Below are 13,813 nucleotides of genomic sequence, written 5' to 3' on the forward strand. Positions count from 1 at the left end.
TGATCGTCGGAGTACGTTATGTCCGAATCGCTGGAAGGAAAGGTTGCAGTCGTCATCGGCGGTACTGGGGGTATCGGCGCGGCCACGGCCACTGCGCTCGCTGCCGCTGGCGCGTGTGTGGTGGTCACTGGGCAGACGATCGAGACCGCGCAGCGCATGATAAGCGGGCTACCGGGCAGGGGACATCATGCCGCTGTTGCTTCGGTTGCAGACACATCTACGCTTAAAGGTCTCGCGGACGAACTCGCGAGTCTTCACGGCCGCGTCGACCTGTTGGTGAACGCCGCAGGCTTTACCAGGCCGGTGCCGCACGCCGATCTCGATGCCCTGACCGATGAACTTATCGACGACATCATGCGTGTCAACTGGCGTGGACAGTTTGCCGCGATCAGGGAGTTCCGTGGTCTGCTCGAGCAGTCGGGCGCCGGCCTTGTGGTCAACGTGTCGTCGATCTCCGGGGCGAATGGCATTGGCAGCAACATTGCGTACTGCGCGGCGAAGGCTGGGCTCGATGTGATGACGATGTCACTTGCCCGTGTACTGGCACCGCACGTTCGCATCCTCAACGTGTCGCCCGGTGTCGTCGATACGGGATTCGTCCCGGGACGCGGTGCTAACTTCAACGACAAGGTCGCCGCGACGACGCCGATGCGACGTATCGGCAGTGCGCAGGACATCGCGGAGGCGGTCATCGCCTGCGCGACGCATCTGACCTTCAGCACCGGCACGACGATCGTCGTTGATGGCGGACGGCGGCTTGGATAGCAGTGCGACTCCGTGGAGGCGTACCGACGTAAGAGCTTCTGCCCGTAAGGAATATTCACAAAGAGACAAACACGATGCATGCTCGCAAAACCATCATAACCTGCGCAATCACCGGAAATATCACGCGGCCCGACCAGCACCCAGGCCTGCCCATCACGCCGGAGCAGATCGCCGACTCGGCGCTGGAAGCTGCGACCGCCGGCGCAGCGGTGGTTCACATTCACGTACGTGACCCTTCGACGGGGCAGCCGTCGATGGACGTGGCGCTGTACCGCGACGTGATGGATCGGATCCGCGCAGTGGACGACCAACTCATCATCAACCTTACGACTGGGCCGGGCGGCAGGTTTGTGCCGGGTGACGATGACCCTAAGGTCGCCGGGCCCGGGACAACGCTGATGCAGCCGGAAAAACGTGTTGAGCACATCGCCGAGCTGCGTCCGGACATCTGCAGTCTGGACCTGAACACTATGAATTCGGGCACGCAGGTAGTGATCAACACACCCCGAAACGTCGCGCGAATGGCGCGCGTGATCCGTGAAGCGGGCGTCAAGCCGGAGCTTGAGATTTTCGACAGCGGCGACATTCATCTCGCGCGCGAACTGATCGATGACGGCGTGCTGAACGGTCCCGGGCTGTGGACCCTCGTCACCGGCGTGAAGTACGGATTTGCGTCGACCCCTGAAACGATACTGTACGCGCGTAATCTGCTGCCGGCAGGCGCAATTTGGTCGGCCTTCGGCATCGGGCGTTTCGAGTTTCCCGTAGTGGGGCTCGCATGGCTCGCGGGCGGTCATGTCCGGGTCGGTCTTGAGGACAACATCTACATCTCGCGTGGCGTGCTAGCTGACAGTAACGCAGAGCTGGTTGCGAGGGCGCGAGACATAGTGCTGTCGCTGGGCGGCGAGGTCGCGTCGGCGCGCGAGGCGCGCGACATGCTGGAATTGGCATGAGCGACACCATCTTGCCCGATTACGCGGCGGTGTCACCACGTGTCCATTCGAGTGCATTTGTCGGCATCGGCAGCGTCGTTATCGGCGACGTCACGATCGGAGAGCGCGCGTCGATCTGGTTCAACTGTGTTCTGCGAGGGGACGTCCAACGCATCAAGATCGGGCAGCGAACCAACATCCAGGATGGCACGGTCGTCCACTGCACGACGGGCGGACGGCCGACACTGATCGGCGACGACGTTTCCGTCGGTCACGGTGCGATTCTCCATTCATGCACGATTGAAGACACCGGCTTTGTTGGTTTCGGCGCACGCGTGCTCGACGGTGCCACGATTCAGCGCGGTGGAATGCTTGCCGCTGGCGCGGTGCTGACACCCGGGAAGACGATAGGCTCTGGCGAACTGTGGGCGGGTAATCCAGCGCGGCTCTTGCGCATTCTGGACGGCATTGAGGCTGACGCTCTTGCCGCCGTTGCCGACCGCTACGTTGCGTTGGCGCTGCGCTACCTGAACGACGAATTCAATCTCATCAAACGTTAGGAGTTTATGTGAATACAGCTATCACGGTCAAAGCGAAGAGCGCGAACATCGACGCGCTTGAACTGCACTTTGAGGAACAGGCCATGCCTGATGCCGGCAATGGCGAATGCGTCATTGAAGTGGGCAGCTCCGGCGTTAATCCGAGCGACGTCAAGGCGGTGCTCGGTTTTATGCCGCACGCGGTCTGGCCTCGCACGCCTGGACGTGACTACGCCGGCACCGTTGTGCGCGGCCCTGAAAATCTGATCGGCAAGGCAGTATGGGGAAGTGGGGGGGAGCTTGGCATTCGCAGAAACGGCGCGCATGCAAAATACGTAACGGTGCCGTTGTCGAGCGTGCGCGAAAAGCCAACTGCACTGTCGATGGACGAAGCCGGGGCAGTGGGCGTGCCGTTCGTCACCGCAGCCGAAGGGCTTCGTCGGGCCGGCGGTGCAGCGCCAGGCAAGGTGATCCTGGTTTTCGGCGCAAACGGCAAGGTCGGTCAGGCAACTATTCAGCTCGCAACGCAGGCCGGTGCGCAGGTCATAGGCGTAGAACGAGGAACGCAAGCCTATATCGGACATTCGAGCGGTCCGATCACGATGGTTGCGCCAGGCGACAACGTGTATGAAGCGGTGCACGAGCTGACTGCTGGCCATGGTGCTGACATTATTTTCAATACAGTGGGTAGTCCGTATTTCGATCAGGCGAACCGTTCCACGGCAATGCGGGGTGTGCAAATCTTCATATCGACGATCGACCGCGCGGTGCCGTTCGACATTCTCGAGTTTTATCGTGGCCAACGGACCTACGTTGGCGTCGACACTCTGGCGCTCGGCAGCGACGAAGGCGCCCGGATTCTGGATAGCCTCTCCGGTTCGTTCGAAGAAGGCGTGCTCCAGCCGTTCCCGATCGTTGACGACCATGTGTTTCCGCTGGAACGGGCAGCCGAGGCCTACCGGACCGTTTTCAACGGAGCGCGCCAGCGGGTGCTACTCAAACCATGAATGTCACCCGTTTCAGCGAGGCACCGGAGTACTCGCCGCCAAATCACTTCAACATGCGCTGCGTTCGGCTGCAAGGATACGAAGCAGGGCCGTCGGATGTGCTGTGGCTTGGCGTGTCGATTATTGAGCCGGGTGGATTCACGACACTTGCTGGCTCGCCCGCCGAAAAGCACTACGTCGTGCTTGACGGGGCTGTGACTGTTCAAACGGACGATGGTGACGAACTGCTAGAACGTTACGATTCCTGTCGCCTCGCGGCGAGCGAGCGTCGCGCGCTGTTCAATCATACTGACCGTCCGGCGTTGATCCTGCTGGCGATGCCGCGTCTGGAGCAGTAGCGGTTCCTTGCCCGATTCGACCGCTGCTCACAATCCTGCTTCGTGAGCAGCGGTGGATCACCGTTGCCGGTTCCGGACAAGGCGTATGCATGGCCGGGCAATCGGCGACGCATATCAGCAGTGCTGTTTCGCGTACAAGCGAGCGATACTGCTATCCCATCTGCTCGCCTAGCGCGCTTCCCTGTTGTATCCGCGTACCCTGACAGCTATCCAAGCTATCCGCACAACTCTCTCGGTCCATCCATGTGTCGGGGCATTGGATGTATTCAGCCACCTTTTTGCTCGTGACTGTTCCTTCACACATTTTGATTGCTGCAAACCCGCCGGGAGCGGTCTTGCGCCCCGATGCGTCGCTATCCGGAGGGCGCAGTGGAGCCCCCGCCGTGGCAATCGCAGTTTGTCTACCGTATGAAAGTGAAATGAATCCGGTTATCGAACATGACATCATGCACGTCGGCCGCGTAATGCGGGCCAACATCGTCCAATGTGCTCCGGAAATGATTCTCTACGACTACTGGCGCGCTCGACTTAACCGGCTTCTCGCCACTCCGGACCTGACTTATATACAGCGACGCACCGTATACGCACTTATTCGCGAGCTCAGCTCCATCGAGCGCGACCATGCAAGACGGATGGGACCGGTCATCTTAACACTAGGTATGTGAGCAATTTTCTGTAAGCGAGAAGTGCCTGGGCAGCTAGTCTCCCGCTCCCGCGGCTATCCCGCTGCGGTGTTCATGGCGTGGGGGCAGAGTCAGCTCCAAGGCCAGCTGCGCTTGCGGCGACCGCAGAGGCCGCATTCGCCTTAAGTGCCAGTAGCCAGCTCGGCGGACCGCTCATTCAACCGGGATGAAATCTGACCAACTCCGTGCTGCTACCGAACGCCTCAAGGTGAGAGACGAGAAGCGGAAGCCATTTCACACGCGACTCAAGACGTTCAGCCAACCGCAGTCGCCCGCATGGCTCAGCTTCTTCTTTGTCACAACCACGCTTATTGCATGTCGAGCCACCGCTCGGCTTCAACGATGTCGCGGAAGACGGTTTTATTCATTCCAGACCGACGCGAGAGTTGATCGGCGCTCAATTTCGCGGTCGCGCTGGTCAAAACCTCCGCGTTCGTTTTCGAGCCTCGTGCTATGCACAGCTTTTGGGCCTGTTCGTCTTTCATCGCTGTCAGATCTGCGAGCACGGTGAACCATGCCTTAACGGAAGACAGAGCGGACCTGATGTCATCGAGATAGTGTGGGACCGTGGCAACAGACGGCCAAATACCTTCTAAAACTAAATACAATCTGTTTCGTTGGGTATCGACTGAAATTTCATAGTACGTCGTGCTCGCAATAAGCGTTCGCATTTTCTTCGCCTTACAATAGAAGCGGAGAATCGGGGTAGGACTGAATCTCTCGGGGAGTTCACGCGGCGGACCATCTACACCCGGATCCGGTCACCCGAGCCGGTCCCAATTTGCGTGTCAGATATAAGCTCAGATTTCCAGCTAGCCGATGATTCGGCCGTTATGACGCCGCTGAGAGCTTTCTGTTCGCCAGCCGCGAGGGTGCGGTTTCCTTCAGTGAAAGCACAACCATCAGTCCTACGACCAGCGCGCCCATACCGAGCGCCATGATGTACTGAATACCAAAGTGCTTTGCAACGTAACCGGCGAGCGATGGCGCGACGCCTCCTCCGAATACCTCTCCGACGCCGATTACGAGACCGGATGCCGTCGTCATTAGCGTTGCCGGTGCGGCTTCAGCACAGATCGGTCCGACAGTAAGCATGATCATGCTGAACACGAAGAAGATTGTGATCAATAGTTCGCAGAACAGCGCTGCCGGATCAGCGCCAGTTCGCGACAGAAACCAAAGGCCGGCGAAGGCGCCCACGACCGAGACAACCATCACGGGTTTTCGCCCAATGCGGTCGGAGAGTGCCGGCATCGTGAGGCCGCCCAATGTACCGCCTGCGCCGATAGCAGAGAGCACAAAACCCATCTGTTCGAGCGTCAGATGCAGATAGTCGGTCAGATAGTTAGGCATCAACGCGCTCAAGACAATCAGGCACGTCAGCCAACACAGCATGCCCACAAAGCTAAGCGTGACATTGCGGTAGCGCAGCACTTCATACCAACGATGGCTCTCCGCGTCGTGTGTCACCGTGTGAGCCGCAGTAGCGGTTGCGCTGCTGTCGCGGAGGACCCGCCAGGTCAACGCGCACACGATGAGTCCAGGAACCGCCACCACCGCGAAGATCCACTGCCACGGCATGAACTTTAGTAGTTGCGTCACGGCGATTGGAGCGAGTCCAAGGCCGAGCAGCGGGCACGCCGCCTGTTGTATTCCGGCGTTCCTTCCGTGCCGCGAAGGCTCGGACGCTTCGAGCGTGGCTATGATGCTCGACGGCGTAAAGGCTCCTTCGGCGAAGCCCATCATGGCGCGGATCAAAATCAGGCTACTCACTCCCCATGCAAGGCCACTGGCGCACGCAAGCACCGAAAAAGCCAGCATCGCGGGAATAATCACCTTGCGATGGCCGAAACGATCGGAAAGATTACCGGAAAATATCGCGGACAGGCCCCACGCCACCGACAGTGCCGCAGTAATGTGACCGAGGTCCTGATAGTCAAGATTCAAGTCGCGCATCATCACCGGAAACAACGGCATGATCATGAACCGATCAACGCCGACAAGGCCGAAGCCAATTGACAATAGTGCCAGGATTTTCCATTCGTACCTCGTATCCCACTCCGACGCAGGTTGGTGTTTCATACGTTGAGTCTCCTTGGTTTGTTCATGTTGCATCGGCTCGGGATAGTGATAAGTCGACGAACCGACGTTCGGTTTTGCTGGCGCTGCTGCTCTTGGTAAATTAGAAAGCCGTCTGTACACCGATACGCGCGATAGACTGAACGGCGTTGCTGGACATTCCGTTTGGATCAAGAACGCCGTTGATCTGCGCCTGAGCACCGTTGTTCGCGCGCTGCCACGCGCCGCTTGCGTACACCAGCGTACGTTTCGACAACCAGTACTGAAGGGACGCGGTTACTTGATGAGCGTGATTGTTATCAAGCGAGACATTTCCTTTCATGTACATATAGGCAATGCCGAGGGACAAAGCGGCGTCGAAATGCCATGTACCTCCGAACTCGCTCATCCATACCGCGCCATCCGAAGCAGAATTGCGTACGGTGGTAATCAACGCACTGGTGTTCAGGCTGCCGATGACATAGTGGGCGCCGACGCCCCAGTTTCGTACGCTTGCGGCTGGAACTCCGCCGGAAACCGGGTACTTTTCATTGGTGTAGGCGGCCGCCGCCCCGAAAGGTCCCGCTGCGTATTGCGCACCGAAGCTTTCCGTACTGCCGACGCCAAGTGAGCCAGGTCCCCCCCCAAATCCATACATCGCGCCGACACGGAGCCCGTTGAAGGCGGGCGCAACGTACTTCACCGAGTTAGCTACCGGACTCCCCGCCAACCGATCCCAATCAAATGCACCCGTCGGATTTGCTGGCAGGGCCAGCTTCTGGAATGGGCCATTTCTGAAGTTGTACAGGCCGCCGACGTCGCGTGCGGCATCGCACCCGCTGGCGAACAGCATGTCGGACATGAAGTCATACTGGTTGCCTAGCGTCAACCTGCCGGCCCCGTCGTTTTCCAGTCCAAGATACGCAGTTCTCGCGAATAGTCCGCTACCAACGATATTGCCGGTGCCAACAGAAAACTGATTGAAGAGTTGAAAAAGTACGTACGAACCGTTACCAAGATCTTCGGTGCCGCGCAGGCCGAAAAGATTTGGCGTAACGATGCCGTCGTCGAATTTTATGTTTCGGTTACCGCCCTCGTTGCTCACGTAACTCACGCCTGCGTCGGCCAGCCCGAAAAGAGAAACTCTCCCTCCGGGTTGGCCTTCCTCAGCGTGTGCCTGACCTGCTATGCAGGAAGAAACTGCAAGACAGGCGATTACAAACTCCTTCATTTTGTCTCCATTAGGAATACTATGCGTAATATTGTCGTTACTTAATTAACGATATTGGCCATATTTGATCGGAGGTCGACTAAGTCGATGTCCGGGGTCTTGTGAGCCGACGTCGCCGTGCAAAGATTCTGGCGTCGGACAGGGCGAGGAAGGCCGACCCGAGCTCGCCCTTTCCGATGCCCGGTCTTATGATGGGCGGCGTCCCTGAAACGCGGCCTCGATTAATTCCTGCAGCGGAGCTCGGTCAATTTGTCGGGGATTCCAATATGGATTCTGCAACGCCGCATCAACCACTTTTTGGATATCATCGACTTTCATTCCGATGGAATTCAGAGCCATCGGCGCGCCAAGGTTCTTGGCGAGGTCGTAAATACCAGATGCAGCTTTCTCCACACCAAGCGCGCGCGCGATGCGCTCCATTGCCTGCGGTGCGGCATTGCCGTTATAGGCGAGCACATGTGGCAACACGATCGTATGGGTTTCTCCGTGAGGTAGATTTAACGATCCGCCGAGGGTGTGGCATAGCTTATGGTGAAGCGCCATCCCGGCGCTGCCGAGTACCGTTCCGCACAGCCACGCACCGTACAGGCATTGCGCACGTGCGTCGACGTCATCAGGGTCGTGAGCCGTGAGCGGGAGGCCGCTTCCCATTGCACGGATACCTTCTTCAGCGATGAGACCAATGATGGGATTGGAATCCTGTGCATAGAGTCCCTCGGCAGCGTGCGCAATTGCGTTGATGCCGCTTGTGACAGAAACTGATAGGGGAAGGGACGTGGTTAACAGGGGATCGTAAATGACAGTCTTGGGCAGCACACGGACATCCCGACCGGTCGTCTTCCGACCCGCTGCCGTGATGCCGAAAATAGATGTCATCTCCGAACCGGCATACGTAGTAGGAATGGCAATGATTGGCATCGTCAGTCTGAGGGCGATGGCTTTCGCTAGGCCAATCGTTGAACCACCGCCGACCGCAATGTAGCCATCCGCATCAAGATGACGGGCTGTTTCGCAGGCCGTCTCGACGCTTGCGACTGGCACATGCATTTCGGCGCCCGAAAACATTCCGACACACAGATTTCCCGCTAGCGCTTGAATCCGTTCGCCGAGCGGCCGCTGTTGTGGAGTGGTGAGAACAAGCACGCGTTTCAGGCCGAGCGTCTGAATTTCAGAGCGTAGCTTCTCGAGTACGCCGTTACCGAATCGGACGCGGGTTGCGTGACTTTGATAAAGAAACGCTTGCATCAGAAAATTCCTTGAGAACGGGCGAGGTGGTGATCGTCCGATATTACGGACTGTATCAACGAGCGGGCGCAATCAATCTCTTGGTCGTTAATCTCATGACATTCGCCCGGATACAGCAGTTCCGACACGCTGGCCCCAGCAGCGCGATATGCGGCGACAGTCGCCCGGCTGCGAGCGGCAGGAACCCATGGATCATTCTCCCGATTTGATAGGAGCACCGGCATACCCGCAAACACGTCCTGCCGGACGGACCAGCTATGACCTTGAGGCCCAATTAGCCCGCCGGTGAAACCGATCAGTGCCTGATGTCGGTGCCCGCTGCGCCAGACGAACTCACAAGCGAGGCAAGCGCCTTGCGAGAAGCCCATGACGATCTGGCGGCTCGCGCCAAAGCCTCGGCCGGCAAGTTCGGTGCTGAGATCGCCTATCCGTGTTATCGCATCGTCAAGCGCCGGTTGATTTGCCTCGAGCGGCGCCATGAAGCGTTCGGGATACCAGCTGCGGCCTGGCGCGGCAGGCGCAAAAAAGGTCAAGTCGGTCAACGCTATCCTGCGAACAATCCAGTCGAGCATGTCTGCCGGGGTCTGCGTGCGTCCGTGCAGCAGAATGACTGCGGCGCGGGATACTTGGAGGGGGGCGCCAAAAATGCACAGTTGCTCACCCGCTTCTGGGTCGAATAGGTCCATGCGAGAATTAGTAGTTGAGCGGTTCGAGAAAACCCATGATCTCTTCGCGTCTACTGGCGAACACGGGAGGCACTTTAAAGCTCGTGCCTAGCGATTCGATCGGCTCGTCAATCGCGAAGCCTTGCGGTTTGGACACCGTTGCTTCAAACATGCCGCCGCCAGGCGTACGCACGTAGATTGAATCGAAATAGCCCCGGTCCTTTCGTTCCGATGTGTCGGTGAAGCCAAGACCTTCCAGCCTTGCTTTGACAGCGTCTTGTGCCGCGAAGTCGGCGACCTGGAAGGCGCAGTGGTGCACAATGCCTTCACCGTATGTCCAGCTCGATTGAGGCAAATCGGGTTCAAGGGCAAATTCGACGAAGGCGCCGGGGCCGCCGTCGCCGAGCGAAAAACGCACGTACTTGCCGTCTCGCGCTACTTCGCGGCCGCTCCATGCGGACGCCATGAATTCCTCGGAAGGTTCAAGTTCGCGTACCTTAAGAGTTATACCGTGCGTACCACGAATACCAAGGTCTGCCGGAACTTCTCCGTTGGAATAGGCGGTGCGTGAGTCGTCCGCAATACCGATCAACTCGTACTCGATCCCGCACGGATGACTGAATGACACGATTTCTTCGCCGAAGCGTTCGCTATAGGTGGATGCGAAACCATGGTCCGACAAGCGCTTACGCCAGAATCCGAGAGCGGATACAGGCACCGAGAGGCTCAGCGTGCTGATCTGTCCAGCACCGGGGCGTGCCTTGCGACCCGACTGGCGCATCGGGAACGTCGTTACAAGGGTGCTCTCCTCGCCCGTGTCGTTACCGTAATACAAGTGATAGATTGGAAAGGTCCCGTCGTAGAGCGCTGTCTTCTTGACGCTCTTTAGCGATAGCACCTTGGTGTGAAAATCGTAGTCTTCCTGCGCTCCGCCTACGCATAGCGTAATGTGGTGGTGGCGATGAATAGTGATATCAGATTTAGTCATTTTGTCTCCGTCAATCATGGACGTCTAGGAATGCGTGGGTATAGGACGGCCTCGTTACCATCCCCTTGGTGGCTTCCGGCGAAGGTATCTGTCGCCGGGCAATATTAGAAATTCCACTGGCAAATGCCAATCCCCGACGTCGAGAACAGTCTGTTCACACGGAATGGCTTTCACCGGTAGCGGCGCTTCCATCGGAGCGTAGAATGAGCCGACGTTCGAGCAAGGCTTTGTCCCATGGGGGATCCTGGCCCGGGTCAAGCGCCAATGCTTCCAAAAACAGCTTTAGCTTCAGCTGACCTCGCTGGGAGGCCGGGTAGACGGCAGATAACCCGAATGGCGGGGTGACGTAGCGAGGCAGGACGACCTTCAGATTACCCTGTAGCAGATCATTTGCAGCGACAAAGGTTGGAATACAGACTATACCGTGGCCTCCACACGCATATTCGCGCAACAGGTGAACGCTATTGGTTCGAAGTTTCGCAGGCAGCTGTAACTCTTCCGGAGGCCCCTCGCTAAGGAAAGTGAATCTGTCGCGTGTCGGATAACGTGAGTAAAGCCCCAGTCTATGATGCATGAGGTCGTTCGGCCGCTGAGGATCGTCATGAACATCGAGATACCGTGGTGAGGCGCAGAACACACCTCTCCAGTTCAGTAGTTTGCGGGCCACAAGCGTTTCAGATACCGGTTCGAAAAGCTGAAGTACGCAGTCGTATCCCTCTCGAACCGGATCAACGATTGCGTCACTGATCACCAGGTCGAGTGTTATTTCTGGATACCGCTCCTGGAAGCGACCGATTACCTCTCCGAAAAAGCCGAGTACGAAGCCGGGCAGTGCGTGGACCCGGAGCACCCCGTAGGGCGTGCTGCTTTGTTCTCGCATATGGTCGATGACTTCGGTCGCACGACCTACCACGTGAATACATTCATCGTAGAAACTTCGCCCGGCTTCCGTAACTGAGACGTTACGCGTATTCCGCTGCAATAATGGCACTCCAATCAGCTCTTCGAGTTGCCGGATACGTGTGCTCACCAATGACTTGGATATACCCAGTGTTCGCGCGGCATCGGAAAAACTTCGAGCTTGCGCAACCTGCACGAAGGCTTCAATACCTAGAAGCTTGCTCATCTTTCTTGCACCCCTTCCGCGAGGTCAAGTGCGAGAAGTCGTTGCTACTCTGGAGTCGCGACCGGGCGGGCCAATTTGAGGATTGGTCTGCATGTCGTTATCCAGTTGTACGGCGCGCGAACGCCTGATGCTTCCGCGTCCATCCAGCGCGATCTGCGGAGGGTTCAGCTATCGCCTCGGCAACGCGGCATTACGACTAAGAGACGACGTCGCGCAGTGCCCTTGTTCACGTCGGTGTTACTGCCGCGGACGTGATCTGCCCGGCAAGCACCGCGCTCAGGTTTCGCCCGCGTTCAATATGACCGCTCCCGCGTTGCGCAGCATGGGCTTGATTATGAACATAACAATGAATGCCGCGCAAAGATCCAAGCCTATTACCGCGTAAAACACGAAATCCCATGACCTTGTCGTTTCGTAGACCGCAGCGGCCATGGGGCCGCCCAATATCGAGCCCACTGCGGTAGCGGTCAGCAACACCCCGAAGTTTTTTGCAGCGTGGGCGGTCCCAAACACATCGGCCTGTAGTGACGGAAAGAGCGAATAAATCTCGCCCCAGCCAAAAAAGACCATTCCTGTCAGCACCGTAAAAGTCAGAGGGTCTCTGCCGAACGTGAGTAGTAGTGTGATCGCAATGCCTTCTAGGACAAAGGCGGCACACATCGTGTTTTCCCGACCGATAAGGTCGGACAACCATCCAAAGAACGGACGTGTGATTCCGTTTGCGATGCGATCAATTGTCATCGCGAGCGGTAGGGCCGCCATCCCGAATACGCGTACGCCATCTGTAATGCCAAAGTCTTTCGCAAATGCGCTGAGCTGAGATATAGCCATAAGGCCGCCAGTCGCCATCATCGCCATGGCCACGTACATCCACCAGAATGCCGGCGTTCGTACCATTTGCCTAGTGGTCGCTCCGACCAGCGCTCGGCCGCCGCTTTCGATGGAAGGCCCGAACTCAAGCGCTTCCTTCTGCGTAGGCCGCCTCATCCAAAGCGACGCCAGTGAGATGATGGCAGCCAAGCCAACGCCAAAAGTAACCAGTGTGCTCCGGTATCCGGACGCGCCGATCGAAAATGCGATCGGAAACGTTGTAATGATCGCCCCAAAGCCATAGCTCCCCGCAGCCATTCCAACAGCCAAGCCTCGCCGGTCAGGGAACCAGAGGATCATGAGTTCAATCACAGCTACATACACAAGTCCTGTTCCGATTCCTGCCATTGCCCCATAGCTAACGTAGAGTGCCGGGACGGAAGCAGCGTAGCCCGAAATCACCCAGCTTAAACCGACCAGCAAGCCACCGGCCACGCCGAGCCATCGGGTGCTCATTCGCACGGCAATCCAGCCATAAATCGGTCCGAGTCCAGCTTGGAATACGCTAAACAAAGCAATGGTCACCTGAAGTGCAGAAAGGCTTGCTTTCAGCTCGCTCCTGATGGGGCTTACAAAGAGGGTCCACACGTACTGCGGACTTGAGATGGCCAGCATTGCCGTCATGCCAAGTGCAAGTTGCACCCAACGCGTTAGTGAACCCTTTTGCGATCCACACCGTGGTTTCTGGCCATTGTCCCCTCCAATACTTTTCATCAAGGCTCCTTGCCGAGTAACTGTTGTCAAGTTTGTGCTGTAGTAGGACCGCTTCGTTCTGTTTGCCGACAATCGTTCGAAGGTCTGCTCGCGGGCAGATCGACTTCAAAATTGCACGAGGTGGGCAAGTGTGCCGATGCGTTCGGCACGATTATCGTGTACGGTCCATGCAATCGATTGCATTATAGAAAACTTTTGCGCTTCGTCAAGCAGCACGGAAAGATACTCTTCAATGGCAGGAACGCGGCTCTCTATTGTTGGTAAACACCTAGGTTCAAAACAATGCAAGGCGTATATAGTGATGCAATCGATTGCATGCATACCTGAGATGAAACATCGAATCCAATACAGCTGGCTCAATTCTCCTGTCCAGCTCTGTCGTCGCAATAGGCTAGGCGTCTAGGACTTCCGGGGAGGGACTCACATAAAGTGGATCGCGTCATTCTCTGGGTGGTCATTGTCGGCGTACGGTCAAAGCAATTCTGTCTTCGTGCGCTCAATCACATCGAATTTCATGCTCTGCGCAGCTACTTTCATGTTGGTATCTGCGTTAGGAAGCACGTTCTCGAACGTTTACATGTTGTCTGGTGCGTTGTATGACGTCTCTTTCGTCAAGCAAGCGAGTCTCGATGACAGTGTCGATCCCGCAACA

General features: G+C 57.4%; 14 protein-coding genes. 6 read left to right on the forward strand and 8 right to left on the reverse strand.

Going from position 1 to position 13,813, the window contains the following annotated elements:
• Nucleotides 1–18: 18 nt before the first annotated feature.
• The 6 genes from BLT65_RS28465 (at nt 19) to BLT65_RS47320 (ending at nt 4,246) form a co-directional block, all read left to right on the forward strand.
• Entirely contained in the window at nt 19–765 is a 747-nt protein-coding gene (locus BLT65_RS28465; RefSeq protein WP_091783817.1) for an SDR family NAD(P)-dependent oxidoreductase, read from the forward strand.
• 74 nt (nt 766–839) lie between these two features.
• Entirely contained in the window at nt 840–1,718 is an 879-nt protein-coding gene (locus tag BLT65_RS28470; RefSeq protein WP_091783820.1) for a beta-keto acid cleavage family enzyme, read from the forward strand.
• Nucleotides 1,715–2,257, forward strand: a complete 543-nt coding sequence (locus BLT65_RS28475) for a gamma carbonic anhydrase family protein (RefSeq protein WP_091783823.1) — start codon at nt 1,715–1,717, stop codon at nt 2,255–2,257. Before BLT65_RS28470 ends, BLT65_RS28475 begins: the two co-directional genes overlap by 4 nt.
• Before the next feature lie 8 nt (nt 2,258–2,265).
• Entirely contained in the window at nt 2,266–3,243 is a 978-nt protein-coding gene (locus tag BLT65_RS28480; RefSeq protein ID WP_091783827.1) for a quinone oxidoreductase family protein, read from the forward strand.
• Complete coding sequence (locus BLT65_RS28485; RefSeq protein WP_091783830.1) at nt 3,240–3,581, forward strand: cupin domain-containing protein; 342 nt, start codon at nt 3,240–3,242, stop codon at nt 3,579–3,581. The genes BLT65_RS28480 and BLT65_RS28485 overlap by 4 nt, the downstream gene beginning before the upstream one ends.
• Before the next feature lie 260 nt (nt 3,582–3,841).
• Nucleotides 3,842–4,246 (forward strand): hypothetical protein, encoded by a 405-nt coding sequence (locus BLT65_RS47320; RefSeq protein ID WP_167306554.1) that lies wholly within the window; start codon nt 3,842–3,844, stop codon nt 4,244–4,246.
• A gap of 326 nt (nt 4,247–4,572) precedes the next feature.
• Here the strand turns inward: BLT65_RS47320 and BLT65_RS28495 are convergent, their stop codons facing one another.
• The 8 genes from BLT65_RS28495 to oxlT form a co-directional block, all read right to left on the reverse strand.
• Nucleotides 4,573–4,935 carry a hypothetical protein gene (locus BLT65_RS28495; RefSeq protein WP_091783836.1) on the reverse strand — a complete coding sequence of 121 codons (363 nt, stop codon included), beginning with the start codon at nt 4,933–4,935 and terminating at the stop codon, nt 4,573–4,575.
• Between the two features lie 160 nt (nt 4,936–5,095).
• Nucleotides 5,096–6,346 carry an MFS transporter gene (locus BLT65_RS28500; RefSeq protein ID WP_091783839.1) on the reverse strand — a complete coding sequence of 417 codons (1,251 nt, stop codon included), beginning with the start codon at nt 6,344–6,346 and terminating at the stop codon, nt 5,096–5,098.
• A gap of 100 nt (nt 6,347–6,446) precedes the next feature.
• A complete protein-coding gene (locus BLT65_RS28505) occupies nt 6,447–7,553 on the reverse strand; it encodes a porin (RefSeq protein WP_091783842.1) in 1,107 nt (368 codons plus the stop codon).
• A 186-nt stretch (nt 7,554–7,739) separates the two neighbouring features.
• On the reverse strand, nt 7,740–8,798 hold the full coding sequence (locus BLT65_RS28510; RefSeq protein WP_091783845.1) for a maleylacetate reductase: 1,059 nt from the start codon (nt 8,796–8,798) through the stop codon (nt 7,740–7,742).
• Nucleotides 8,798–9,484, reverse strand: coding sequence for an alpha/beta hydrolase (locus BLT65_RS28515; RefSeq protein WP_091783847.1), 687 nt, complete (start codon nt 9,482–9,484; stop codon nt 8,798–8,800). Before BLT65_RS28515 ends, BLT65_RS28510 begins: the two co-directional genes overlap by 1 nt.
• Nucleotides 9,485–9,491: 7 nt before the next feature.
• Nucleotides 9,492–10,451, reverse strand: coding sequence for a VOC family protein (locus tag BLT65_RS28520; RefSeq protein ID WP_091783849.1), 960 nt, complete (start codon nt 10,449–10,451; stop codon nt 9,492–9,494).
• A gap of 154 nt (nt 10,452–10,605) precedes the next feature.
• Nucleotides 10,606–11,577 carry a LysR family transcriptional regulator gene (locus tag BLT65_RS28525; protein ID WP_091783852.1) on the reverse strand — a complete coding sequence of 324 codons (972 nt, stop codon included), beginning with the start codon at nt 11,575–11,577 and terminating at the stop codon, nt 10,606–10,608.
• A 276-nt stretch (nt 11,578–11,853) separates the two neighbouring features.
• Nucleotides 11,854–13,161 (reverse strand): oxalate/formate MFS antiporter, encoded by a 1,308-nt coding sequence (gene oxlT / locus BLT65_RS28530; protein WP_091783855.1) that lies wholly within the window; start codon nt 13,159–13,161, stop codon nt 11,854–11,856.
• Between the last annotated feature and the right edge of the window lie 652 nt (nt 13,162–13,813).

Source organism: Paraburkholderia steynii (assembly GCF_900100565.1).
GTDB lineage: Bacteria > Pseudomonadota > Gammaproteobacteria > Burkholderiales > Burkholderiaceae > Paraburkholderia > Paraburkholderia terrae.

What these genes read in the sequence shown, in the direction of transcription:
- BLT65_RS28465 (WP_091783817.1), top strand. Translation starts at nt 19, where the DNA reads ATGTCCGAATCGCTGGAAGGAAAGGTTGCAGTCGTCATCGGCGGTACT.
- BLT65_RS28470 (WP_091783820.1), top strand. Translation starts at nt 840, where the DNA reads ATGCATGCTCGCAAAACCATCATAACCTGCGCAATCACCGGAAATATC.
- BLT65_RS28475 (WP_091783823.1), top strand. Translation starts at nt 1,715, where the DNA reads ATGAGCGACACCATCTTGCCCGATTACGCGGCGGTGTCACCACGTGTC.
- BLT65_RS28485 (WP_091783830.1), top strand. Translation starts at nt 3,240, where the DNA reads ATGAATGTCACCCGTTTCAGCGAGGCACCGGAGTACTCGCCGCCAAAT.
- BLT65_RS47320 (WP_167306554.1), top strand. Translation starts at nt 3,842, where the DNA reads ATGTATTCAGCCACCTTTTTGCTCGTGACTGTTCCTTCACACATTTTG.
- BLT65_RS28495 (WP_091783836.1), bottom strand. Translation starts at nt 4,935, where the DNA reads ATGCGAACGCTTATTGCGAGCACGACGTACTATGAAATTTCAGTCGAT.
- BLT65_RS28500 (WP_091783839.1), bottom strand. Translation starts at nt 6,346, where the DNA reads ATGAAACACCAACCTGCGTCGGAGTGGGATACGAGGTACGAATGGAAA.
- BLT65_RS28505 (WP_091783842.1), bottom strand. Translation starts at nt 7,553, where the DNA reads ATGAAGGAGTTTGTAATCGCCTGTCTTGCAGTTTCTTCCTGCATAGCA.
- BLT65_RS28510 (WP_091783845.1), bottom strand. Translation starts at nt 8,798, where the DNA reads ATGCAAGCGTTTCTTTATCAAAGTCACGCAACCCGCGTCCGATTCGGT.
- BLT65_RS28515 (WP_091783847.1), bottom strand. Translation starts at nt 9,484, where the DNA reads ATGGACCTATTCGACCCAGAAGCGGGTGAGCAACTGTGCATTTTTGGC.
- BLT65_RS28520 (WP_091783849.1), bottom strand. Translation starts at nt 10,451, where the DNA reads ATGACTAAATCTGATATCACTATTCATCGCCACCACCACATTACGCTA.
- BLT65_RS28525 (WP_091783852.1), bottom strand. Translation starts at nt 11,577, where the DNA reads ATGAGCAAGCTTCTAGGTATTGAAGCCTTCGTGCAGGTTGCGCAAGCT.
- oxlT (WP_091783855.1), bottom strand. Translation starts at nt 13,161, where the DNA reads ATGAAAAGTATTGGAGGGGACAATGGCCAGAAACCACGGTGTGGATCG.